Consider the following 23,919-nt stretch of genomic DNA (forward strand, 5'->3'; position numbering starts at 1 on the left):
CAGCGGTGAACACACAGAACCCCGGTCCGCCCGATCAGCCGGAGCAGGGGCCACCCCCGAACGGCGGCGACGGATCGCCGCTGTGGAAGGCGCCGGATCCCGGTCCGGGCTGGCCGCCTCGTCCCGAACAACCACCGGCTCCGCCACCGTTTCCCGGCGGCGAGCAGCAACAACGCCAGGGCCGGATGGACCGGCAGGAACCCGGCGTCACCCAGCCGCGCCCGCCGACCGTCGCCGAGGCCCGCGCCAGGGACAAGGCCCGCCGGGATGCCGAGCTGGCCCATCGCGCGGCGCTCGCGGCCGAGGAGGCCAAGCGGCGCAGCCGCAAACGCGTGATGATGGGCGGTGTCGCCATCGTCGGTGTCGCCGCGCTGGTCGGCGGCGGTTACCTGGCGTACCGGGCGGTCGCGGCCCCCGAACAGGTCACCGCCTCCTGCGTGCAGATCGACCAGAACGGGCAGGAAGTCGTCGTTCCGGACGAGAACTGCGGCGAGGGCAAGTCCAACTTCCGCAGCGACGGCGGTGGTGGCGGTGTCGGCAGTCTGCTGATCCTGGGCTGGCCGCAGTACCGGTACCACTACGGCGGCAACTCCACCATCGGACAGCCGCCCTCGGGCGGTACCTCGGTCAAGCCACGCAACGCCGAGATCAAGACCAAGAGCGGCACCACCGTGCAACGTGGTGGGCTGGGCAGCAAGTCGACCGGTGGGAGCGGGTCCTAGTGCGACGGGTGGTGAGCACCCCGCGTCCGGGGTGGCAGCAGATCATCGAGAGTCAGGGGCTGGTCTACGGCATCCCCGGTCGCGATGCCAGCGGTCAGCCGCGGCCGTACTGGGACGAATCGGTGCACTACGAGTTCTCGATGGACGAGATCCTCGCGCTGGAAGCCGATGTCGAACTGCTGCAGTCGATGTGCCTGAAAGCGGCCGAACACGTGGTGCTCACCGAGCGCTACGCCGATTTCGGTCTGCCGGAATGGAGTTGGGGCCCGATCGCCGAATCCTGGCGGCGCAGTGACCCTTACGTGTACGGCCGCTTCGATCTGCGCTACGACGCGCGCCGTCCGGCCAAGCTGCTCGAGTACAACGCCGACACCCCCACCTCGCTGCTCGAGGCCGGGATCATCCAGTGGCACTGGCTGCAGCAGGTGTATCCCGGTGGCGACCAATGGAATTCGCTGCACGAGAAGCTGGTGGAACGCTGGGGCGAACTGCACGGCGTGCTGCCGGGCAGCGAACTGCACTTCACCTGGTCGGGTGCCGATGCCACCGGCGAGGACAACGTGACCACCGCCTACATGCAGGAGACCGCGGCCGAGGCGGGCTTCGACACCGTCGCGCTGCCGATCGAGGAGGTCGGTTTCGACATCGAGCTCGACCGGTTCGTGGATCTGGCCGAGGCGCCGATCGAGGCGATCTTCAAGCTGTACCCGTGGGAGTGGATCCTCGACGACGATTTCGGCAAGCGCGTCGTGGCCAGCCTGCCCGCCACCGCGTGGGTCGAACCGCTGTGGACCACGCTGCTGAGCAACAAGGCGCTGCTGGCCGTGCTGTGGGAGATGTATCCCGGCCATCCGAACCTGCTGCCCGCCTACCTCGACGACCCGCACGAGCTCACCGAGTACATCCGCAAACCCAAGCTCGGCCGCGAAGGCGCCAACATGACCATCGTCGGTCCCGGCATGGAGACCGCCACCGGCGGCGTGTACGGCGCCGAGGGTTTCGTCTACCAATTGCTCGACCCGCTCCCCGAATTCGACGGCATGCGCCCGGTGCTCGGCGCGTGGGTCGTCGGCGACACCGCGGCGGGCCTGGGCATCCGGGAGACCGCGGGCCTGATCACCGATGACGGCGCCGCGTTCGTGCCGCATCGCATCCTCGACTGACCTGACCTCACACACATTTGTTCGAAAGGACCACGATGACCCTCGCCCTGGAATCGGGTTATTGGAGTGCGCTCGGTGAAGGCGTCGGCGCCATCATCCTGTACTGCCTGATCGGCCTCGCCCTGATGCTGATCGGCTTCTTCGCCATCGACCTGACCACGCCGGGCAAGCTGCGCGACCTGGTGGTCTCCGGCAAGCCCAACGCCCTGATCGTCTCGGCGGCGGGCATGGTCAGCATGGCCTTCATCGTCGTGTTCGCGGTGCTGGCCACCGGTGGCTCGGGTCGGCTGATCGAGGGGCTGCTGGCCGCGGTCATCTTCGGCCTGGTCGGCATCGTGGCGCAGGTGGTCTCGGTGCGGGTGCTCGAGAAGGTCACCGGCATCGATATCGGCCGCACCCTGCACGCTGAGACCTACACCCCCGAGGTGCTCGTCGTCGCGGCGGCGCACTTCGCGCTCGGTCTCGTGGTGGCCTTCGCCATTCTGTGACCGTCCACCAGGGTTGACATTGCACAGTGGAGGGTGGACGCTGGAAACCAGCACCTCCACCGTGGACGGTCACCGAGAGGACGTCGGCATGGACATCACCCCCGGCACGCGCGCGTCCGACGCCGAACGCAACGCGATCGTCGCCCAGCTGGGCACGCACCTGGCCGACGGCAGACTCGACCTGGCCGAGTACGACCAGCGGGTCGCCCAGGTCTACGCGACCACCACGCGCGACCAGCTCGACGTGGTCCTGTCCGATCTGCCCGAACTGAGCAAGCAGCAGACCGCGGCGGCGGTGGAGCGCAAGGCCGCGCCGCGCATCCCGGTCTGGCAGCGCATCGAGGCGGGTAGCTGGGCCGGAGTCAGCGTGATCGTGCTGGTCATCTGGGGTCTGGTCTCGCTCACCGCGGGCGAGCTCACCTACTTCTGGCCGATGTGGGTGATCGGTCCGTGGGGTGCGGTCCTGCTGTTCCGGGTGATCACCGGCTGGGAGGCGCAGCCGGGGACCTCCGCGCACCTGAAGCAGATCTCCAAGCACACCAACCCGCACTGACCCCGGGCGTCGACCGCCGACCTGACGGTGCGCCGCGTTAGCATGGTTGCTCGCGCGCGCAGAAAGGTCGCTCCTCTTGCATTTGAAGAGCTTGACGTTGAAGGGTTTCAAGTCCTTCGCGTCCGCGACGACGCTGCGCTTCGAACCGGGTATCACCTGCGTCGTCGGCCCGAACGGGTCGGGGAAATCCAATGTCGTCGACGCGCTCACCTGGGTGATGGGCGAGCAGGGTGCCAAGGCGTTGCGGGGCGGCAAGATGCAGGACGTCATCTTCGCCGGGACCACCGGCCGGGCCCCGCTCGGGCGCGCCGAGGTGACGCTGACCATCGACAATTCCGACGGCGCGCTGCCGATCGACTACGCCGAGGTGTCGATCACCCGGCGAATGTTCCGTGACGGCGCGGGTGAGTACGAGATCAACGGCAACAGCTGCCGGCTGATGGACGTGCAGGAACTGCTCTCGGACTCCGGTATCGGCCGCGAGATGCACGTCATCGTGGGGCAGGGCCAGCTCTCGGCGATCCTGGAATCGCGCCCGGAGGACCGGCGCGCGTTCGTCGAGGAGGCCGCGGGTGTGCTCAAGCACCGCAGGCGCAAGGAGAAGGCCGTCCGCAAGCTCGACGCGATGCAGGCCAACCTCGCCCGGCTCACCGACCTCACCACCGAACTGCGTCGCCAGCTCAAGCCGCTCGGCCGCCAGGCCGAGGTGGCCCGGCGCGCGCAGACCGTGCAGGCCGACCTGCGCGACGCGCGACTGCGGCTGGCCGCCGACGACCTGGTCACCCGCCGCGGTGAGCTGGAATCCCAGCTCAGCAAGGAGGCCTACGCCCGCGAGCAGCAGATCACCGTGCAGTCCGAACTCGATGCCGCCAATGCCGCGCTCGCCCAGCAGGAGTTCCAGCTCTCCCGGCTGAGCCCGAGTGCCGAGGCGGCCGCGCAGACCTGGTTCCAGCTCTCGGCGCTGGCCGAGCGGGTCAACGCCACCATCCGCATCGCCGGTGACCGGGCCAGGCACCTGCACACCGAGGCGCCCGTCGGCACCGGCCGCGACCCCGAACAGCTCGAGGCCGAGGCCGACCGCATCGAGGCCGAGGAGGCCGAGCTGCGCTACGCGGTCGAGATGGCCGCGGAGACCCTCGACGCCGCCAGGGAGGCACTCGCCGACCGCGAGCACGCCGCCAAGGCCGCCGAACAGGCGCATCTGGCCGCCGTCCGCGCCATCGCCGACCGCCGCGAGGGCCTGGCCAGGCTCTCGGGTCAGGTCGACACCCTGCGCACCCGAGCGCAGTCGGTGGACGCCGAGATCGCCCGGCTCTCGGTCGCCATCGCCGACGCCCGCCATCGCGGTGAGACTGCGCAGGTCGAATACGACGCCGTCCAGGACGAACTCGGCGACCTCGACGCGGGGGAGAAGGGCCTCGACGCCCAGCACGAACACGCTGTCGCCGCCCTGGAACTGGCCGATGAGCGGGTGCGCGAACTGCGGGAGCAGGACCGGGAGGCGAGCAAGCTGGTCGCCCGGCTCGGCGCGCGGATCGAAGCGCTCGGGATGAACCTGGCCCGCAAGGACGGCGCGGCCTGGCTGCTCGAACACGGAGTGAGCGGCCTGGGCGGACGGCTCTCCGGTGAGCTGCGGGTGCAGGCCGGTTTCGAAGCCGCCGTCGCCGCGCTGCTCGGCCCGCTCGCCGACGCCGTCACCGCCGACACCGCGACCGTCGCCGACGCGGCCGTGCGCGAACTGCGTTCCGGCGACGGTGGCCGGGTGGCGTTCGTCTTCGCGACCGATGGCGTGGTCACCGCCGAGCGCGATGCACTGCCCGCCGGTGCGCGCTGGCTGGCCGAGGTGCTCGACGGTGCCGAGCGGGTGCGCCCGGCGCTGGCCGCGCTCACCGCGGGCGTGGTCGTCGTCGACGATCTGGCGACCGCCACCGAACTCGTCGTGGCACGTCCGCACCTGCGCGTCGTCACCCGCGACGGCGACCTGGCGGGCTCGGGCTGGGTGATCGGCGGCTCGGAGCGGATGCCGAGCCAGCTCGAGGTACAGGCCGAGATCGACACGGCCACCGCCGAATTGGCGGCCGCGCAGCGCAGGGCCGAGGAGCTGGAAGCGGCGCTGGCCGGTGCGCTGGCCGAGCAGACCGACCGCAAGGACGCCGCCGACCACGCGCTGCTGGCCCTGCACGAATCCGATCAAGCCCTGCTGGCCATCTACGACCGGCTCGCCCGCGTCGGCCAGAGCGCCCGCTCCGCCCAGACCGAGGGCGAGCGCCTCGCCACCCAGCGCGCCGACGCCGAAGCCGCGCGGGAGAAGTCCCTCGCCTCGCTCGCCGAGCTCGAGGACCGGCTGCGCCACGCCGAGATCGAACACGACGGCGGCGACGACAGCGACAGCGCCGCGGGCACCGAGACCGCCGCCCGTGCCCGCGAAGAAGCCGCCGCCGCGCTCGCCGAGGCCCGCACCATGGAGGTCGAGGCCCGCCTGGCCGTGCGCACCGCCGAGGAACGCGCGGAATCGGTACGGGGCAAGGCGGATTCGCTGCGCCGGGCCGCCCGCGCCGAGCGCGAGGCCAGGGCACGGGCCGAGCGGGCGCAGGCCGCGCGTCGCCAGGCGGCCGCCGTGGCCGCCGCGGTCGCCGAATCGGGCGCGAAGATCGCGCACGAACTCGAACAGGTCGTCGCCTCGGCCGCCGCGCGGCGTGATGAATTGGTCCGGCGCCGTGGGGAATGCGCCGCGTCCCTGGAGCAGGTGAAGGAACGCTCGCGAGCGCTGAACACCCAGCTCGCCCAGCTCACCGACGCCGTGCACCGCGACGAGGTCGCCAAAGCCCAAGCGGCACTGCGCATCGAACAGCTCGAGGCCACCATCTCCGAACAGTTCGGCATCGCGCTGGCCGATCTCGTCGCCGAGTACGGGCCCGACGTACCGCTGCCGCCCTCGGCGCTGGAGCTGCAGGAATACGAGGACGCCAAGGAGCGCGGTGAGCAGGTCAGCGCACCTCAGCCGATGCCCTACGACCGCGCCTCCCAGGAGCGCCGCGCCAAGCGCGCCGAGAAGGACCTCACCACGCTCGGCAAGGTGAATCCCCTTGCGCTGGAAGAGTTCGCCGCGCTCGAGGAACGCTACAACTTCCTGGCCACCCAGCTCGAGGACGTCAAGAACGCCCGCAAGGACCTCCTGGACGTGGTCGCCGAGGTCGATGCCCGCATCCTGCAGGTGTTCACCGAGGCCTACGCCGACGTGGAACGCGAATTCGTCGGCGTCTTCGCGAAACTGTTCCCCGGCGGCGAGGGCAGGCTGGTGCTCACCGACCCCTCCGACATGCTCACCACCGGCATCGAGGTCGAGGCCCGCCCACCGGGCAAGAAGGTCAAGCGCCTGTCGCTGCTGTCCGGCGGTGAGAAATCACTCACCGCCGTCGCCCTGCTGGTCGCCATCTTCCGGGCCCGGCCGTCCCCGTTCTACGTGATGGACGAGGTGGAAGCGGCCCTGGACGACACCAACCTGCGCCGCCTCATCGGCCTGTTCGAGCAGCTGCGCGAGAAGAGCCAGCTGATCGTGATCACCCACCAGAAGCCCACCATGGAGATCGCCGACGCCCTCTACGGCGTGAGCATGCGCGGCGACGGCATCACCCAGGTGATCTCGCAGCGGCTGAACCGGGCCGAGGTCGCCGACACCGACCCGGTGGGCGCGCCCGCCTGATCGCCGGGCTCAGCGCGCGGGCACCGAGGCGTCGATGCGCTCGACGATCCGCTCGGCACCGCCGCGATCCAGCCAGTCACGCAGGCTGGTCAGCGGCGGATACAGCGTGCGCAGGGCATCGACATCGGCGTGCCAGCCGCCGCCGCTCTGCCGGGCCAGTCGCCAGACAGAGCCGAGCTGCGGGCCGATCGCATCGGCCTCGGCTTCGGTGGCCTCCCGGTAGTGGACAGCTCGGCCGGTGGCCTCGCTGATCACCGCGGCGGCGTCGACCGGCGTGATCGCCTCGCCCGCCAGTTCGATCGCGCGACCGTGCCAGCCGTCGGGGTCGGCGAAGGCCAGGGCGGCGAAGGCGGCGATGTCGTCGAGGGCGATCATCTGCAGCGGCCGGTCGGCGGGGAACAGGTGGTAGTGCACGCCGGGCGGTCGCACACCGTCGACCGGGCTGCCCTGCAGCAGGTAGTTCTCCATGAAGCGGACCGGCCGCAACAGCGTGTAGCGCAGGCCGGAGGCGGCGACGGCCTGTTCGATCCGCACTTTGCCCTGCATGCCCCAGGAATCCGGATCGCCCGCCGAGGCGACACCGGTGAACACGATCTGCTCGACGCCGGCGGCCACCGCCGCGTCGACCACCGCGATGCCGTGGCGCGCCTCGTCGGAGACGTCCCAGCCGCCTGCGGTGTAAGCCGCTACGGGAACGAGGAATACGGCCCTGGTGCCGGTGGCAGCCGCGCGCAGGGAATCGGCGTCGTCGAAGGAGCCGAGTGCCAGCTCGGCGCCTGCCTCGGCCAGGGCGCGCGCGGCGGCGGTGTCGCGGTCGCGAACCAGCGCGCGGACCGGGACGCCGTCGGCCAGCAGCCTGCGGACCGTCGCACCACCTTGCTGACCGGTCGCGCCGGTGACCAGGACGGGGAGTTCGGAGCTCATGTCGGAGGGTTTCCGTTCGTCGTCGAAAGTTCCTACAATCGGGTCGGTCGACCCGTATTTCGGACAGTACGGGCGGGCTGACCCGGTAGACCAGGTCGAACGGCGGAAGGCGTAACGAAATGACGGTCGAGGACACGGCGGGTCCGGCGACCCGGGCGGACGCCCGGCGCAATCGCGCCCTCGTGCTCGCCGCCGCCCAGCGCGCGCTGGGGGAGCGGGGCGCGGCGGTCTCGCTGGCGGAGGTGGCCCGCCGGGCCGGGGTCGGCGCGGGCACCGTCCACCGGCACTTTCCGACGAAAACCGATCTGCTGGAAGCGGTGATGCAGCAGCGGGTGGACCGGCTGGCCGTCCTGACCACCGAGCAGCTCGCCGCGCCCGACCCCGGCGCCGCGTTCTTCGCGGTGTGCACCCACGTCGTGCTGTCGACACCGGCCAACCGCGACCTGTGCGACCTGGTGCAATCCGATGACGGCTGGCCGCGTGCCCTGCTGCGCGAGGCGGGCGGTCGCTTCCATCGGGCGCTGGGCGCGCTCCTGGTCGCCGCCCAGCGTCAGGGCGCGGTCCGCGCCGACGTGACCGTGACCGACGTCCTCGACATCTTCACCGGATGTGTTGCGATCCAACGACATCGAGCGGGCAGCGACACCCTCGCCCCGGCCGCCGCGTTGATCATCGAGGCGCTCAGGGCCACGCCATCGGCCGTAACGGAACCCGCTCGAACTGCCCGTAACGAAACGGTCCGAAGTGACGAAACACCGGCACCCTGCCCGGTCTGCGGAACGCCCGTCGCCCGTTCCGGCACCGGCCGTCCCGCACGCTACTGCTCCCCGGCGTGCCGCCAGAAAGCCCACCGTCGCCGCCACACCCCGAGCGTCACCCCCTGACGAGCCCCGGGCAGGCCGCGCACCCGGCTACAAGAGGTCGCTGACGTCGTCGGGGACGTCGACGGCGTATTTGCGCAGGATTTCCATCGAGATCACTTCCAGGGCGTTCTCATGGGTGGCGGCCAGCACAACGGGTGCGGCGACACCGTCCTCGTGCGCGTGCAGCCATCGCACGGCTACCACGCACCAACGGTCGCCCGGCTGCAGGCCGGGGAAGTTGTTCTCCGGGCGCGGCGTGCTCAAATCGTTGCCGATGGAGGCCTGATGCTCCAAGAATTCCGCCGTCACGACGGTGCACACGGTGTGGCTGCCGAGATCCTCCGGACCGGTGCTGCAGCAGCCGTCCCGGTAGAAGCCCGTGAGAGGATCGGTGCCGCACTCTTCCAGCGGCCCCCCAAGCACGTTTCGATCGGTCACGTCGCCGATCCTATGGGGAGAGCGCCAGAAGTTCCGCAGGACAACGAATCTGTAGTGTTTCCCCGGCGCGGCAGCGGACGCCGAAACCGCCGTCGACCCGCCGCGCCGACGCCGCCGACGAGCCGCGACCAGCTGCCCGAATAGACTCGGCCGGGTGAGTTCGCAAGCGTGGATCCTGATCGCCGCGATCGCCGCCGTGCTGCTGGTGGCGCTCGTCGCGGGTTTCGTCCTGTACAAGCGTCGCCAGATCTCCCTGGCACCGCCCGAGCCCGACAAGGAGTTGACGGATCGGTCCGGTGGCTACACCGCGGCGGGGGGTTTCAGCTTCAGTCAGGGCGGATCGGCGCCGACGCTCCCACGTCCCGAGCCGGTGCCCGAGCGCACCGATGTCGAAGGTCAGCCGCATGTCGGCGACGATGCCGCCGTTCCGAGGGACGCGCCGCGTCGCAGCATCACCGATGTGCCGCTGCCCGAAGCCGATGTCACCGCCGAGACCGTGGTGGTCCCGGACGACGCCTCCGCGCTGGACACCTCGGTCGCCCCCGCCGAGCCGACCACTGACACCGCGCCCACCGCACCCGCTGACACAGCTCCGGCCGACACCGCGCCCGCTGACACCACCGCGCCCGAGACCGCACCGACCGAGCTCGACACGACCATCGCCCCGGAACAGCCGGTCGAGACCGCGCCCCCGGCGCCCGCCGAGCCCGCTCCGGCCGAGGTCGACCCCGTCGCCGCCGCGATCGAGGAGATCGACCCCACCACCGGCCGCCTGGTCCGCCTGCGCGGCCGCCTGGCCCGCTCGCAGAACGCGGTCGGCAAGAGCCTGCTCGGCCTGCTCGGCGGCGGCGACCTCGACGAGGACTCCTGGGAGGAGATCGAGGACACCCTGGTCCTGGCCGACATCGGCACCGCGAGCACCGCGGCGATCGTCGAGCGCCTGCGCGAGGAGATGGCCTCGCGCAGCGTCCGCACGCCCGAACAGGCCCGTGCCGTTCTGCGTGACGTGCTGATCGAGGCACTGCGACCCGAACTCGACCGGTCCATCCACGCGCTGCCGCACGGCGACCATCCGGCGATCCTGCTGGTCGTCGGCGTCAACGGCACCGGCAAGACCACCACCACCGGCAAGCTGGCCCGCGTCCTGGTCGCCGACGGGCGCCGGGTGCTGCTCGGAGCCGCCGACACCTTCCGCGCCGCCGCCGCCGACCAGCTGCAGACCTGGGGCGAACGCGTCGGCGCCGACACCGTCCGCGGCAAGGAGGCCGCCGACCCGGCCGCCGTCGCCTTCGACGCGGTCACCGCGGGCATCGACCGCGGCGTCGACGCGGTCCTCATCGACACCGCGGGCCGCCTGCACACCAAGACCGGCCTGATGGACGAGCTGGGCAAGGTCAAGCGCGTGGTGGAGAAGAAGGCCGAGGTCGACGAGGTCCTGCTCGTGCTCGACTCGACGGTCGGCCAGAACGGCTTGATGCAGGCGCGGGTGTTCGCCGATGTGGTCGACATCACCGGCGTCGTACTCACCAAGCTGGACGGCACCGCCAAGGGCGGCATCGTGTTCCAGGTCCAGCACGAGCTCGGCGTCCCGGTGAAACTCGTCGGTCTCGGCGAGGGCGCCGACGACCTGGCGCCCTTCGAGCCGGGCGCCTTCGTCGACGCGCTGCTCGGCGGCACGTCCTAAGTACTTCCCGATGCCCGTCCGGTTCCAGCGACCGGGCGGGCATCGTGGTGTCCAGCCGAAATATCCACCGCGAAACGCCCGCGCGAACACGTGGCGAACCGCACACCCGGACTAACCTCACGGTGAGCCGTCGAGTCGCGTAGAGCGGGACGAAACGTGGATGCAACACAACCGCGCTATCCGTTCACGCAGGTGAAACACCACAGCTCAACGGATGAAACACCCAATGAGGACCCTTCTTGGCAGGCCTTCGTCGTACTCGGCGGGGCCCGAGATGAGGAGGACTAAAGGTGGTGAATCCCGTACTCCTGGCGGGCGCCGAGATCGGCGTGCCCGACACAGGTGACACGGCCTGGATCTTGACCAGCGCGGCTCTCGTGCTGTTGATGACTCCAGGACTCGCGTTCTTCTACGGCGGCATGGTCCGTAGCAAGAACGTTCTGAACATGATCATGATGAGCATCAGCGCCATGGGCCTGATCGGTGTGCTGTGGGTGCTCTACGGCTACTCGATCGCCTTCGGCACCGACAAGGCGAGCCTGATCGGCGACCCGACCGAATTCTTCGGTCTGCGTACGCTGTTCACCGGTTTCGGTGAGGACTCCGTCGGCGTGCCGTTGACCGGCACGATCCCGACGCTGGTCTTCGTCGGTTTCCAGGCGATGTTCGCGATCATCACCGTTGCCCTCATCTCGGGTGCGGTCGCCGACCGGATGAAGTTCAGCGCCTGGCTGGTCTTCGCCGGTATCTGGGCGACGGTCGTCTACTTCCCGGTCGCGCACTGGGTCTGGGGCGGTGGCTGGATCGGTGAGAAGATCGGCGCGATCGACTTCGCCGGTGGTACCGCGGTCCACATCAACTCCGGTGCCGCCGCGCTGGCGCTGGCGCTGGTTCTCGGCAAGCGCAAGGGCTGGCCGAAGACGCCGTTCCGTCCGCACAACCTTCCGTTCGTCATGCTGGGTGCCGGCCTGCTGTGGTTCGGATGGTTCGGATTCAACGCCGGTTCGGCCGGCGCTGCCGACGGCGTCGCCGCCGCGACCTTCGTCACCACCATCGTGGCCACCGCGGCCGCCCTGCTGGCCTGGCTGCTGGTCGAGAAGTTCCGTGACGGCAGGCCCACCTCGCTGGGCGCGGCCTCGGGCATCGTGGCCGGTCTGGTCGCGATCACCCCGGCCTGTGCCTCGGTGAACGTGCTCGGCGCGCTGTTCATCGGCGCGGTCGCCGGTGCGGCCTGTGCCCTCGCGGTCGGCCTGAAGTTCAAGTTCGGCTACGACGATTCGCTCGACGTCGTCGGCATCCACCTCGTCGGTGGTGTCATCGGTACCGTGCTGATCGGCCTGGTCGGTACCGCCGATGCGCCCACCGCCGCGAACGGCCTGTTCTACGGTGGCGGCTTCGACGTGCTGTGGCGCCAGATCGTCGGTGCCGTCGCGGTGTTGGCGTACTCGCTGGTCATCGCCGCGGTCATCGCGCTGGCCATCAAGGCCACTATCGGTCTTCGTGCCACCCCGGAGGAAGAAGCCACGGGCATGGACGAGTCCGAACATGCCGAGACGGCATACGATTTTGCTGCTGTGGGTGGCACGGCACGGACTGCCGTCAAGGAGGCATGACGTAATGAAACTCATTACCGCTATCGTCAAACCGTTCACGCTGGAGGACGTCAAGACGGGACTCGAGCAGGCGGGCGTGCTCGGCATGACCGTCAGCGAGGTCCAGGGCTACGGTCGACAGAAGGGCCACACCGAGGTCTACCGCGGTGCGGAGTACTCGGTGGACTTCGTCCCCAAGGTCCGCGTCGAGGTCGTCGTGGACGACGCGTCGGTCGAGAAGGTCGTCGAGGTGATCGTCGAGGCCTCGCGCACCGGCAAGATCGGTGACGGCAAGGTCTGGGTGAGCCCGGTCGACACCATCATCCGGGTCCGTACCGGCGAACGCGGTACCGACGCACTGTAATTCGGCGCCGGAGCTTCCGGCGGTGTAGAAATCGAGCGGCGGCCTCGCTCCCACCGGTACAACCGGTCGGGGCGGGGCCGCCAGCATGAATGGCGGTGTGGCTGTGGCACAACAGAACGGCGGTATTCAGAACAACGGGGCGGCCGATCTGGTCAAGGCCAGGCAGCAGTTGCTCGCCGGAGCCGGCACCCGCAATCCGCGCCTCGATCCGGAATCGCTGCGCTCGGCGCTGGTCGATCTGTTCGAACTCTGGCTCACCAGCAAGGGCAACGAACTCGGCATCACCCCCGACAGCGGCCTCGCGGTCGTGGCGGTCGGTGGCCTCGGCCGCCGCGAGATGCTTCCCTACTCCGATCTCGACCTGGTCCTGCTGCACGACGACGTCGACCCCGCGGTGGTCTCCGAGGTCGCCGACCAGCTCTGGTATCCCCTGTGGGACGCCCACATCAAACTCGACCACAGCGTGCGCACGGTCCCGCAGGCGCTGCGGGTGGCCTCCGACGACATGATCGCCGCGCTCGGCATGCTCGAGGCGCGCCACATCGTCGGCGACGAGGATCTCAGCAATCTGCTCATCGGTGGTGTCCGCCGGGAATGGCGCAGCGGAATCCGTTCGCGTTTCGACGATCTCATCGCCCAGGCCACCGCGCGCTGGCAGCGCAGCGGACAGATCGCCCATCGCGCCGAGCCCGACCTGAAGAACGGTCGCGGCGGCCTGCGCGACATCCAGCTGCTCGACGCGCTCGCCGTGGCCCAACTGACCGACGCCATGCCCGGCCTCGGCCCCGAGGTGCCCGGCGGCGGCCTGCGCCAGGCCCACCGCAGACTCCTCGATGTGCGCACCGAACTGCACCGGGTGGCAGGCCGGGCCCGCGACCAGCTGCGCGCCCAGGACGCCGACGAGATCGGCGCCGCGCTGCGCATCGGCGACCGGTTCGATCTGGCACGCACCCTGAGTGATTCGGCGCGCACGGTGAGCTACTCCACCGAGGTCGGCCTGCGCACCGCGGCCAACGCGCTGCCGCGCCGCGGCCTGGCCCGCCTGCGCCGGATGCCGGTGCGGCGACCACTCGACGAGGGGGTGGTCGAGCACTCCGGCGAGGTGGTGCTGGCCAGAGACGCCCGGCCACAGCGTGATCCCGGCCTGATCCTGCGGGTGGCGGCCGCCTCGGCGCAGACCGGGCTGCCGATGTCGGCGACCACGCTCAACCGCCTCTCCGAAGACGCGCCCGAACTGCGCGAGCCCTGGCCCAAGGACGCGCTCAACGACCTGCTGGTGCTGCTCGGCGCAGGCCGGGGCAGCATCGACGCGGTCGAGGCGCTCGACCGGACCGGGCTGTGGGGCAGGCTCTTTCCCGAATGGGGCGCGGTGCGCGACCTGCCGCCGCGCGATGCCGTGCACACCTGGACCGTCGACCGGCACCTGATGGAGGCCGTCGCCTACGCCGGTGCCTTCAGCACCAGAGTGGCCCGGCCGGACCTGCTCGCGCTCGGCGCGCTGCTGCACGACATCGGCAAGGGCCGCGCGGGCGATCACAGCATCGTCGGCGCGGAACTGGCCACCCACATCGGGCGCAGGCTCGGCCTGTGGCCCTCGGACGTGCGCACACTCAGCGCGATCGTGCGCCACCACCTGCTGCTGCCCGACACCGCGACCCGCCGCGATCTCGACGACCCGGCGACCGTGCGTCGCGTCGTCGAGGCGCTCGACGGTGACGTCGGGCTGCTCGAACTGCTGCACGCGCTCGCCGAGGCCGATTCGCTGGCCACCGGACCCGGCGTCTGGGGCGACTGGAAGGCCTCGCTGATCGGGGAACTGGTCCGCCGCTGCAAGCTGGTGATGGCGGGTGAGCCACTGCCGCAACCGGAACCGATCGACCCGGATCTGCTGGAGAAGGCGCGCGCGGGCGGTGTGCACGTCACCCTCGCGCCCGGCGACGGCAAGCACACCTACGTGGTCACCGTGATCGCCCCCGACGAGCCCGGCCTGCTCTCCGACGCGGCCGGTGTCCTCGCGCTGCACTCGCTGCGGGTGCTCTCGGCATCGCTGGGCGAGGCGGGCGGTTCGGCGATCAACTCCTTCGTCGTCGCCCCGAAGTTCGGCGATCCGCCCGACGCGGGTCTGCTGCGCCAGGAACTGATCCGCGCCACCACCGGTGCGCTGAATCTGCCCGAGGTGCTGGCCAAACGCGAGGCCGAGGCCCTCGGCGCCGGACCAGGTCAGTACGCGCGAGCCCAGCCGCGGTTGATCTGGTCACCGACCAGCACACCGGGACAGGTGATCCTGGAGCTGCGCGCCGAGGACCGGGTCGGTTTGCTGAGCAGGCTGGCAGGCGCCTTCGCCGCGGCCGAGGCGAATGTGCGCTGGGCCAAGGTGGTCACGATGGGTTCGTCGGTGGTGGACGCCTTCTGCCTCGATCTGGGCGAGGCCGACAGCGCGCCGCTGCGCGATCGCATCGAAAAGGCCGTCCTGGACCTGGTTCCCAAGCCCGCGCCCGCACCGCCGCCGGGCGAATCCGGCGACGCCGACTGAATCGGCAAGGACACGGTTTACTCACCGATTGCTATCAGGTTGCCCGCAATGGCTCCACGTGCCCGATCAGTCGCGTTGTGACCTATAGCATTCCTGGGGTCTGGCTGTCACTCGTACGAGGGGAGCAGATCCGTGGCTATCGAAGTCGTTTCCGCATCGATGATGACCAGCGACGCGACCGCGCACATCGCGCGCTGCGTCGGTGGTGACCTGTGGGTGGTTTCGTGGCTGCCGGGACGCACCCTCAGTGGTGCCCAGGCATTGGCCGCGATGACCATCGCCTCGACCACCGCGCGCGACGGCGACGGGGCCGATGCCGACTGGGCGCGCATCGAGGCGCTCTCGCGTGAACTCGGCCTCACCGGCCGCGAAGCGGTGTACCTGGTCGACATCGAGAATCACGAGTTGCGGCGCCCCGCGCCCCCGCACGTGCGCCACCGGGAATAACACCCATTACCCTGGGAGGGCAATAGACGTCCCTTTCAGATCAGGAGCGCGATCGGTGTTCGAATCCCTGTCCGACCGGCTTACCGGTGCCCTGCAGGATCTGCGCGGTAAGGGGCGTCTGTCACCGGCCGACATCGACGCCACCGCGCGCGAGATCCGCCTCGCTCTCCTCGAAGCCGACGTCGCGCTGCCGGTGGTGCGCGGCTTCATCGCCAACGTCAAGGAGCGTGCCAAGGGGGCCGAGGTCTCCGCGGCGCTGAATCCGGCGCAGCAGGTCGTCAAGATCGTCAACGAGGAACTCGTCGCGATCCTCGGCGGGGAGACCCGCAGGCTCAACCTCGCCAAGAACCCGCCGACGGTCATCATGCTGGCCGGTCTGCAGGGCGCGGGTAAGACCACCCTCGCGGGCAAGCTGGCCAAATGGCTGCGCGACCAGGGGCATCAGCCGCTGCTCGTCGCCTGTGACCTCCAGCGTCCCGGCGCCGTCACCCAGCTGCAGGTCGTCGGTGAGCGCGCGGGCGTGCCCGTGTTCGCCCCGCATCCCGGCACCTCCGTCGGCGGCGGCGAGAATCCGCTCGGCATCACCGCGGCCGATCCGGTCGCGGTGGCCTCGGCCGGTATCGAAGAGGCCAAGGCCAAGCAGTACGACGTGGTCATCGTCGACACCGCGGGCCGCCTCGGCATCGACGCCGAACTCATGCGCCAGGCCGCGGGCATCCGTGACGCCGTGCAGCCCGACGAGACGCTGTTCGTCCTCGACGCGATGATCGGCCAGGACGCCGTCAGCACCGCGGAGGCGTTCCGCGACGGCGTCGGCTTCACCGGTGTCGTGCTCACCAAGCTCGACGGTGACGCCCGCGGTGGTGCCGCGCTGTCGGTGCGCAACGTCACCGGCTCGCCGATCATGTTCGCCTCCACCGGCGAGAAGCTCGAGGACTTCGACGTCTTCCATCCCGACCGGATGGCCTCGCGCATCCTCGGCATGGGCGACGTGCTCACCCTCATCGAGCAGGCCGAACAGGTCTACGACGCCCAGCAGGCCGAGGAGACCGCCCGCAAGATCGGCAGCGGCGAGCTCACCCTCGAGGACTTCCTCGACCAGATGCTGGCCATCCGCAAGATGGGCCCGATCGGCAACCTGCTCGGCATGCTGCCCGGCGCCGGGCAGATGAAGGACGCGCTGGCCGCGGTCGACGACAAGCAGCTCGACCGGGTGCAGGCCATCATCCGCGGCATGACCCCCGCCGAGCGCGACAACCCCAAGATCATCAACGCCTCCCGCCGCCTGCGCATCGCCAACGGTTCCGGCGTGCAGGTCTCGGAGGTCAACCAGCTCGTCGACCGGTTCTTCGACGCCAAGAAGATGATGGCGCAGATGGGACGGCAGATGGGGCTGCCGGGGTCGTCCTCGCGGCGCGGCAACAACAAGAAGGGCAAGAAGGGCAAGAAGGGTGGCCGCGGGCCCACGCCGCCGAAGGTGCGCGGCGGGTTCCCCGGGATGCCCGCGGGAATGCCGGGGCTGCCTGCCGGGATGGACCTGTCGAACATGCCGCCCGGGCTCGATCAGCTCCCGCCCGGGCTCGACGGGATCGATCTGTCGCAGCTCAAGTTCCCCAAGAACTAGGCGTATCGGCCGGTGTCCGCGCGGCGGGCACCGGCCGACGCGTCTCAGATCACGCCGGGGATCAGGGCTTTGCGGTTCGTCGGGTAGTCGGCGAACTTCTCCTTGTACCAGCGGTGGGTGGCGAAGGCGCGGGGGATCAGGTTGCCCGCGGTGATCAGGAAGATCGCGACACCGGCCAGCGACCAGGTGAGCAGCGCGAAGCCGGCCCAGGCGATCAGTTCGCCGAGGTAGGCCGGGCTGCTGACGTAGCGGAAGCCGCCGCCGTGGGGGACGCGGTACTCGGCGGCGCCGGGGTTGTTCTTGTCGCGCAGGTTGCGCACGATCGCCTCCGAGCGCACCAGGAGCGCGAAGCCGCTCAGGTACACGACCAGGCCGATCAGGAAGCGCGGGTCGGTGAGCCAGGCGGTGGTGTACTGGTTCTTGTAGTCGTGGCTGAAGAACGCGCCGTTGAGGTAGCCGTGCAGCGCGGTCACGAACACGCCCGCCGCGACCACCGAGATGTTGAAGCTGCTCTTCTTGCCCGGCACCTGCCGGATGGAGAGCGGGAAGAACCAGCCGCGGTTGCCGTAGTGCAGCAGCCAGATCGCCGCCAGGATCAGCGGTACCGGCTCGAAGCGGTCGGGGCCGGTGAAGAAGAACACCGCGAACACCACGGTGGCGGGCAATTCCATCAGCCACCAGCCCAGCTTCGGATTGAGATTGAAGCCGACCGCGGTCGTGGTGAAGCGGCCGTAGGGGCTCTGCGCGAACAGCCCGCCGATGATCACGAACGCGGCGAAGGCGAAGGCGATCGTGAGCACGGTGTCGTAGGCGGTGTTCCCGGTGTACCAATCCATGGAGATTCTCCGTCGAACAGGGCGAGGGATCGTAATCGCCAGCGCCAAAACTAGAACACGTTCTATCATGGATCGCGCGGGGAGCACACGACTATGGAGGACGTAGATGCCGTTGGACCAGACCGCCCGAGACCTGTTGGCGGCCGTGTACGCCTCGCCGCGCGCGGTGGCAGCGCACGACAAGACCGCCTGGGTCGGCCTGTTCACCGAGAACGCGGCGGTCCACGACCCCTACGGCTCGCGCGTGCACATCGGCACCGACGCGATCGGGCGTTTCTACAACGTCTTCATCGGCCCGAACGACATCGCCTTCGATGTCGCCCGCGATCTGGTCGGGGGTCACTCGGTGGTGCGTGACCTGCGCATCGCGATCACGATGTCGACCGGCGCCACCGTGACGGTGCCGATGCATCTGCGCTACGACCTGATCGACACCGCCGACGGCTGGCGGATCGCCCGGCTCGCCGCCCACTGGGAACTGGCGGCGATGATCGTCCAGCTGCTGCGGGTGGGGCCGTCCGGTGTGCTCGCGGGGACGAAGCTGGGGCCGCAGCTGATCGGCGAGCTGGGCCTGGGCGGCGCGATGGGGATGATGCGGGCGCTGCGTGGCGTGGGCAAGGGTGGCAAGCGGGTGGCCGGCCGGTTCTTCTCCGCGGCCGCCGCGGGTGATGTGAGCGGGGTGCAGGCGCTGCTCGCGGGTGACGCGATGGTGGAACTGTCCGCCGGAGCGCCGGTCTCCGTGGCCGAGTTCGTCGATCGTGCCCGGAACATGGAGTGGGACAAGCTGATCGCCGCCGGTCGCACGGTCAGCGCGAGTGTGCGGATCGGGGCCTCCCGTGGCGTCGCGTTCGTCGAGTTCGCCGCGAAGGGTCCACACATCACCCGCGTCACCGTCTTCCTCGACGCTGCGCCTTCCGGCACTGACGACACCCTCTGAGCACCGCAGATCACGCCGCCACCGTCGTTCCGAGAGTGCGACGACACCAGCGCGGGTGAGCTGGGTGGTCCTCACGCTCGGCCACGGCCGTCGCGAGGGGGCGGGCCGTCGCACGGTGACCTGGTCGCGGCGCGCGGTCCACGACCGACTCCCCAGTAGGGATCGGAACAGGTGCGTGCCCAGATGGTGGGCGGTAGGTTCGGGCGAGGCCGACGTCTGGAGGTTCGTGTGCATCTGCGTGGTGTGGTTCTGCCCGGCGACCAGGAGCGCGATCTCTGGGTCGTCGACGGTGTCGTCACCTTCGAGCCGGTGGCCGGGGCCGAAACCCTGTGCCGCACCGGGTGGATCGTGCCCGGCCTGGTCGACGCCCACTGCCACGTCGGCATCCACTACGGCGGTGGCGACGAGACCCGCGAGGGTGCGATCGAGCAGGCCGAGACCGAACGCGACGCGGGCGCACTGCTGCTGCGCGACGCGGGCTCGCCCATCGACACCCGCTTCATCGACGAGCGCGCCGATCTCCCGCGCATCATCCGCGCGGGCCGCCACATCGCCCGCCCCAAGCGCTACATCCGCGAACTCGGCATCGAACTCGACGACGAACGCGACCTGCCCGAGATCGTCGCCGAACAGGCCCGCTTCGGCGACGGCTGGGTCAAGATCGTCGGCGACTGGATCGACCGCTCCGTCGGCGACCTGCGCCCGCTGTGGAGCGACGACATCCTGAAACAGGCCATCGATGCCGCCCACGCCAACGGCGCCCGCGTCACCGCCCACGTCTTCGGCGAGGACGCCCTGCCCGGCCTGATCAACGCAGGCATCGACTGCCTCGAACACGGCACCGGCCTCACCGACGACACCATCGCCCTGATGGCGGCCAACGGCACCGCCCTCGTCCCCACCCTGATCAACATCGACACCTTCCCCGGCATCGCCGACAGCGCCACCAAGTTCCCCGTCTACGCCGCCCACATGCGCGACCTGCACCACCGCGTCCGCGACACCGTCGGCAAGGCCAACGAAGCGGGCGTCCCCATCTACGCGGGCACCGACGCAGGCGGTTCCATCCGCCACGGCCGCATCGCCGACGAGATCACCGCCCTCACCGGCGCGGGCCTCACCCCCCACGCCGCCCTCGGCGCCGCCTCCTGGAACGCCCGCACCTGGCTCGGCCGCGATTCCATCACCGAAGGCGCCCCCGCCGACTTCGTCGTCTACGCCCACGACCCCAGGTCCGACCCGCAATCCCTCACGGACCCGCAATGGGTCGTCCTGCGCGGCGCCGTGGTCAAGGCAGCCGACCCGGTTACCGGCCACCGCTGACACCGGTCGTCCCCGCGCGGTTGCGGTGAGGTAGCGCGGAGGCGATTTCAGGCGTGGCGGACCTGTCTGGCACAATGGTCAACCGTCCTTCCTGGACAGTGTCAGCCCGTCTCCGGTCACGTGCCGCGCGGCGGTCACACACTTCATGCGCGAAACCGGGCTCGCAGACCGTGCGGGTTGCTGAATCGCGTGGTGACCAACTATCGAAAGAGGCAGATCAGCATGGCTGTTCGCATCAAGCTCACCCGCCTGGGCAAGATCCGCAACCCGCAGTACCGCGTGGTTGTCGCCGACGCCCGCACCCGTCGTGACGGCCGGGCCATCGAGGCCATCGGCAAGTACCACCCGAAGGAAGAGCCTTCGCTGATCGAGATCGATGCCGATCGCGTCGCGTACTGGCTGTCCGTCGGCGCGCAGCCGACCGAGTCGGTGCAGCGTCTGCTGGAGATCACCGGCGACTGGCAGAAGTTCAAGGGCCTGCCGGGCACCGAGGGCACCCTGAAGGTCAAGGCGCCGAAGACCTCCAAGCTGGACCTGTTCAACGCCGCGCTGGCCGCCGCCGACAACGAGCCCGTTGCCGAGGCCGTCACCCCGAAGAAGAAGGCCGCCAAGAAGGACGAGGCCGCCGCCGAGGCGCCCGCCACCGAGGCTGCCGAGTAATGACCGCCGTTGTTGCCGATGCCGTCGAACACCTCGTTCGCGGCATCGTCGCCAACCCCGATGACGTCCGCGTCGAGCTGATCACCGGCCGCCGCGGACGCACGGTCGAGGTGCACGTCCATCCTGAAGACCTGGGCAAGGTGATCGGGCGCGGTGGTCGTACCGCGACCGCGCTGCGCACCCTCGTCGCCGGTATCGGCGGCCGGGGCATCCGGGTCGACGTGGTCGACACCGACGCCTAGATGGAACTCGTCGTAGGTCGAGTCGCCAAGTCGCACGGCGTGCGCGGCGAACTCGTCGTCGAGGTGCGCACCGACGAACCGGAACTCCGGTTCGCCCCCGGTGTCACCCTGCACGGTCGGATGCCGAAGTCGGCCTCGACCCGTGACTACACCGTGAAGTCGGCCCGAGAGCACTCGGGCCGGCTTCTGGTGTTCGTCGACGGTGTCGACGACCGGACCGCCGCCGATGCCCTGCGCGGCCTGCTGTTCGTCGTCGACAGCGCGTCACTGCCGCCGTCCGAGGACGACGACGCCTTCTACGACCACGAGCTCGAGGGCCTGCGCGTCGAGCTCGCCGACGGCACCCTCGTCGGCGAGGTCACCGAGGTGCTGCACTCGGCTGCGGGCGAACTGCTGTCGGTGCGCGCCGCCGACGACGGCCGTGAGATTCTCGTTCCCTTCGTCACCGCCATCGTGCCGACCGTGTCGCTGGCCGATGGACTGGTGGTCATCACCCCGCCCGAGGGCCTGCTCGATCCGGAGTAATTCGTGCAACTCGATGTCGTCACGATCTTCCCGGAGTACCTGGAGCCGCTGCGCACCGCGCTGCTCGGCAAGGCCGTCGACAAGGGCCTGATCTCGATCGGCGTCCACGATCTGCGGCACTGGACCCATGACGTGCACAAGTCGGTCGACGACTCGCCCTACGGTGGCGGTCCCGGCATGGTCATGAAACCCACCATCTGGGGCGACGCCCTCGACGAGGTGTGCCCCGACGACGCCCTGCTCGTCGTCCCCACGCCCGCGGGCGTGCCGTTCACCCAGGCCACCGCACAGCGCTGGGCCACCGAGAAACACCTCGTCTTCGCCTGCGGTCGCTACGAGGGCATCGACCAGCGGGTGTTCGACGACGCCGCCCGCCGGGTCCGCGTCGAAGAGGTGAGCATCGGCGACTACGTCCTCATCGGCGGCGAGGCCGCGGTCCTGGTGATGACCGAGGCCGTGGTGCGCCTCATTCCCGGCGTGCTCGGCAATCAGCAGTCACATCAGGAGGATTCGTTCTCCGACGGCCTGCTGGAAGGTCCCAGCTATACCCGCCCGGTGTCCTGGCGCGGCCTGGACGTGCCGCCGATCCTGCTCTCCGGTGACCACGCCAAGGTGGCCGCCTGGCGCCACGAGCAGTCCCTGGAACGGACCCGCGCGCGCAGGCCCGATCTGCTGCCGGAGTAGTTCAGAGCGGCGTCACCCTGGTGGTGATGCAGAACGGGTGCCCGGCCGGATCGAGCAGTACTCGCCAGCGCGGATCCGGTTGCACCGGTGCGGGTTTCGCGCCGATCGCCAGGGCGTGCTGTTCGCACAGATCCAGATCGGCATCGGCGGCCAGGTCCAGGTGGACCGCGGCGGTGCCCGGCCACTGCGGCGGGTAGTAGTCCTCGACCCGCTGCGCCGCGACCGTCAGTCCCGACGGGATGCGGATCCCGACGCTGTGCGCGTCGTTCCACAGCACCCGCCCGCCGAGCAGGCCGAGGTAGAAGCGGGCGAGGGACTCGGGGTCGTCACAGTCCAGCGAAAGGCCTGCCAACTGAAAAGGCTCCGTCATCGGATCGACGGTACCGGTCCGAACGGGGGCCGAGATTGTTTTGCCCTAAAGACATTTGGGTATTCAATGGGGTCGTTCGTTGTGTGATCGTCCATTGTGAGGGATTCTGATTCCGTCCGGAACGGTTCGACGCGGCGGTGGCCGTGCCCGAAGCGGCGGCCCGACGCGGGCTGTGCGCCGATGTTCCCAGTACAGGCCGTGCGCCCCAGGGCAATTCGATCCGCCCGGGTCGTGCCAGCGGCGAATGCCGATGCTCGGATCGGCGTGTCCGTTCCCGCGTGTGCGGCCGATCAGTGGTGTCGGAGCCGGTGCCGCGATCATCCGGTGCAGTGATGTATCGCACATTTCCGTTGGCAGGGAATGACCGGAGCGCCAAGGGGTTCAGGGCAGCAAGCCGTGCCGCCGCGCCAGCACCACCGCTTCATGGCGCGTGCTGGCGTCGAGCTTGGTCATCGCCTGCCGCAGATAGCTCTTCACCGTCTCCGCGCCCAGCGAGAGTCGCAGCGCCGCTTCCTGATTCGTACACCCGAGCGCGATCTGGGCGAGCACATCGAGCTCGCGCCGCGACAACCGCGGCGCATCGCCACCGGGCTCGCCCGACAGCACACCGGTCAGCCGGTCGCAGACGCCGGACAGGCGATCGCGCAGCCCGCGGTCACCGGTCGCGGTTGCCATGGCACGTAGTTCGGCGTGGATCTCGCGCAGTTCCTCGGCTACCGCGGGGGTGGTGGCCGAGGTCGGCGTCGCGAGTTCGAGCAGCCTGATCCGCCGGTCCACCTCGTCGCGGACCGCGATCTCGGCGGCCAGGCGCCGACTGGCCTGCAAGACCACCTCGGCGGTGCGGTCACCGAGCGGGCCGACGCCCCTGGTCGCCGCGTAGAGGACGGCGCGCGGCTGGTCTGCGACCACGACCGGCACGGCGATCACCGAACGCAGTCCCTCGCCGACGACCTGCGCGTCGTAGTGGTGGGTGATGGTCGAGGCGCCCTGGTAGTCGGCCACCGACGTGGGCCTGCCGTACTCCATCGCCTGGCCGCCCAGACCGGAGGTGCGCAGGACCGACAGTCCGCGCAGCCCGTTGGTCAGGGTGCCGACGAATTCGGTGAGCAGCAGGGTGTCGTCGTCGACCACGGACCCGCCGAACACCACGGGCACGCTCGCCCGGCGCGCCACCCAGCGGATCTCGGCGCGCAAGGCATCGCCGTCGCGCGGGCGCAGCAGGGAGGTCATCGAGCACCCCTTTT

General features: G+C 70.0%; 23 protein-coding genes. 18 read left to right on the forward strand and 5 right to left on the reverse strand.

Translation table 11 applies throughout. The features are described from left to right. Window positions 1-5 precede the first annotated feature (5 nt). The 5 genes from ACFVVM_RS21160 (at window position 6) to smc (ending at window position 6,629) form a co-directional block, all read left to right on the forward strand. On the forward strand, window positions 6-722 hold the full coding sequence (locus ACFVVM_RS21160; RefSeq protein WP_387620756.1) for a hypothetical protein: 717 nt from the start codon (window positions 6-8) through the stop codon (window positions 720-722). After that, on the forward strand, window positions 722-1,885 hold the full coding sequence (locus ACFVVM_RS21165; protein WP_387620758.1) for a glutathionylspermidine synthase family protein: 1,164 nt from the start codon (window positions 722-724) through the stop codon (window positions 1,883-1,885). Before ACFVVM_RS21160 ends, ACFVVM_RS21165 begins: the two co-directional genes overlap by 1 nt. Window positions 1,886-1,920: 35 nt before the next feature. Next, window positions 1,921-2,373 carry a DUF350 domain-containing protein gene (locus tag ACFVVM_RS21170; RefSeq protein ID WP_387620761.1) on the forward strand — a complete coding sequence of 151 codons (453 nt, stop codon included), beginning with the start codon at window positions 1,921-1,923 and terminating at the stop codon, window positions 2,371-2,373. An 88-nt stretch (window positions 2,374-2,461) separates the two neighbouring features. Then, window positions 2,462-2,926 carry a DUF1707 domain-containing protein gene (locus tag ACFVVM_RS21175; RefSeq protein ID WP_387620763.1) on the forward strand — a complete coding sequence of 155 codons (465 nt, stop codon included), beginning with the start codon at window positions 2,462-2,464 and terminating at the stop codon, window positions 2,924-2,926. A gap of 76 nt (window positions 2,927-3,002) precedes the next feature. Then, a complete protein-coding gene (gene smc / locus ACFVVM_RS21180) occupies window positions 3,003-6,629 on the forward strand; it encodes a chromosome segregation protein SMC (RefSeq protein ID WP_387620766.1) in 3,627 nt (1,208 codons plus the stop codon). Between the two features lie 9 nt (window positions 6,630-6,638). On the opposite strand, the gene ACFVVM_RS21185 is transcribed toward smc, so the two are convergent. Then, entirely contained in the window at window positions 6,639-7,553 is a 915-nt protein-coding gene (locus ACFVVM_RS21185; protein WP_387620768.1) for an NmrA family NAD(P)-binding protein, read from the reverse strand. 119 nt (window positions 7,554-7,672) lie between these two features. On the opposite strand from ACFVVM_RS21185, the gene ACFVVM_RS21190 reads away from it, so the two are divergent. Then, on the forward strand, window positions 7,673-8,437 hold the full coding sequence (locus ACFVVM_RS21190) for a TetR/AcrR family transcriptional regulator (protein ID WP_387620770.1): 765 nt from the start codon (window positions 7,673-7,675) through the stop codon (window positions 8,435-8,437). Window positions 8,438-8,464: 27 nt separating this feature from the next. Here the strand turns inward: ACFVVM_RS21190 and ACFVVM_RS21195 are convergent, their stop codons facing one another. Further along, complete coding sequence (locus tag ACFVVM_RS21195) at window positions 8,465-8,854, reverse strand: DUF2237 family protein (RefSeq protein ID WP_067514140.1); 390 nt, start codon at window positions 8,852-8,854, stop codon at window positions 8,465-8,467. A 154-nt stretch (window positions 8,855-9,008) separates the two neighbouring features. On the opposite strand from ACFVVM_RS21195, the gene ftsY reads away from it, so the two are divergent. From ftsY to ffh, 6 genes are all read left to right on the forward strand, one after another. Then, window positions 9,009-10,538 (forward strand): signal recognition particle-docking protein FtsY, encoded by a 1,530-nt coding sequence (gene ftsY / locus ACFVVM_RS21200; RefSeq protein ID WP_387620773.1) that lies wholly within the window; start codon window positions 9,009-9,011, stop codon window positions 10,536-10,538. Between the two features lie 308 nt (window positions 10,539-10,846). Continuing rightward, complete coding sequence (locus tag ACFVVM_RS21205; RefSeq protein ID WP_387620922.1) at window positions 10,847-12,151, forward strand: ammonium transporter; 1,305 nt, start codon at window positions 10,847-10,849, stop codon at window positions 12,149-12,151. 4 nt (window positions 12,152-12,155) lie between these two features. Next, window positions 12,156-12,494, forward strand: coding sequence for a P-II family nitrogen regulator (locus ACFVVM_RS21210; protein ID WP_387620775.1), 339 nt, complete (start codon window positions 12,156-12,158; stop codon window positions 12,492-12,494). 85 nt (window positions 12,495-12,579) lie between these two features. Beyond that, on the forward strand, window positions 12,580-15,027 hold the full coding sequence (locus tag ACFVVM_RS21215; RefSeq protein WP_387620778.1) for a [protein-PII] uridylyltransferase: 2,448 nt from the start codon (window positions 12,580-12,582) through the stop codon (window positions 15,025-15,027). Window positions 15,028-15,159: 132 nt separating this feature from the next. Then, a complete protein-coding gene (locus ACFVVM_RS21220; RefSeq protein WP_387620781.1) occupies window positions 15,160-15,474 on the forward strand; it encodes a hypothetical protein in 315 nt (104 codons plus the stop codon). 55 nt (window positions 15,475-15,529) lie between these two features. Then, complete coding sequence (ffh, locus tag ACFVVM_RS21225) at window positions 15,530-17,098, forward strand: signal recognition particle protein (RefSeq protein ID WP_387620784.1); 1,569 nt, start codon at window positions 15,530-15,532, stop codon at window positions 17,096-17,098. A 44-nt stretch (window positions 17,099-17,142) separates the two neighbouring features. On the opposite strand, the gene ACFVVM_RS21230 is transcribed toward ffh, so the two are convergent. After that, window positions 17,143-17,934, reverse strand: a complete 792-nt coding sequence (locus ACFVVM_RS21230; RefSeq protein ID WP_387620786.1) for a 3-oxo-5-alpha-steroid 4-dehydrogenase — start codon at window positions 17,932-17,934, stop codon at window positions 17,143-17,145. 106 nt (window positions 17,935-18,040) lie between these two features. Between ACFVVM_RS21230 and ACFVVM_RS21235 the strand changes: the two genes are divergently transcribed. The 6 genes from ACFVVM_RS21235 (at window position 18,041) to trmD (ending at window position 22,305) form a co-directional block, all read left to right on the forward strand. Continuing rightward, on the forward strand, window positions 18,041-18,871 hold the full coding sequence (locus ACFVVM_RS21235; RefSeq protein ID WP_387620788.1) for a nuclear transport factor 2 family protein: 831 nt from the start codon (window positions 18,041-18,043) through the stop codon (window positions 18,869-18,871). 183 nt (window positions 18,872-19,054) lie between these two features. Then, the gene (locus ACFVVM_RS21240; RefSeq protein ID WP_387620791.1) at window positions 19,055-20,194 is read left to right on the forward strand and encodes an amidohydrolase family protein; all 1,140 of its coding nucleotides are present in this window, start codon (window positions 19,055-19,057) and stop codon (window positions 20,192-20,194) included. Window positions 20,195-20,416: 222 nt separating this feature from the next. Further along, on the forward strand, window positions 20,417-20,854 hold the full coding sequence (gene rpsP, locus ACFVVM_RS21245; protein WP_387620793.1) for a 30S ribosomal protein S16: 438 nt from the start codon (window positions 20,417-20,419) through the stop codon (window positions 20,852-20,854). After that, on the forward strand, window positions 20,854-21,096 hold the full coding sequence (locus tag ACFVVM_RS21250) for an RNA-binding protein (RefSeq protein WP_019048210.1): 243 nt from the start codon (window positions 20,854-20,856) through the stop codon (window positions 21,094-21,096). The genes rpsP and ACFVVM_RS21250 overlap by 1 nt, the downstream gene beginning before the upstream one ends. Beyond that, complete coding sequence (rimM, locus tag ACFVVM_RS21255; RefSeq protein WP_387620795.1) at window positions 21,097-21,621, forward strand: ribosome maturation factor RimM; 525 nt, start codon at window positions 21,097-21,099, stop codon at window positions 21,619-21,621. A 3-nt stretch (window positions 21,622-21,624) separates the two neighbouring features. Then, window positions 21,625-22,305, forward strand: a complete 681-nt coding sequence (gene trmD / locus ACFVVM_RS21260) for a tRNA (guanosine(37)-N1)-methyltransferase TrmD (protein WP_387620798.1) — start codon at window positions 21,625-21,627, stop codon at window positions 22,303-22,305. Window position 22,306: 1 nt separating this feature from the next. Here trmD and ACFVVM_RS21265 read toward each other — a convergent pair whose 3' ends face one another. Together ACFVVM_RS21265 and ACFVVM_RS21270 are read right to left on the reverse strand one after the other, a co-directional pair. Beyond that, window positions 22,307-22,675: a VOC family protein gene (locus ACFVVM_RS21265; RefSeq protein ID WP_071929283.1), complete on the reverse strand. Its 369-nt coding sequence runs from the start codon at window positions 22,673-22,675 to the stop codon at window positions 22,307-22,309. Window positions 22,676-23,056: 381 nt separating this feature from the next. After that, entirely contained in the window at window positions 23,057-23,905 is an 849-nt protein-coding gene (locus tag ACFVVM_RS21270) for a LuxR C-terminal-related transcriptional regulator (RefSeq protein ID WP_387620801.1), read from the reverse strand. Window positions 23,906-23,919: the final 14 nt, after the last annotated feature.

The organism is Nocardia sp. NPDC058176, from assembly GCF_042883805.1.
Classification (GTDB): domain Bacteria; phylum Actinomycetota; class Actinomycetes; order Mycobacteriales; family Mycobacteriaceae; genus Nocardia.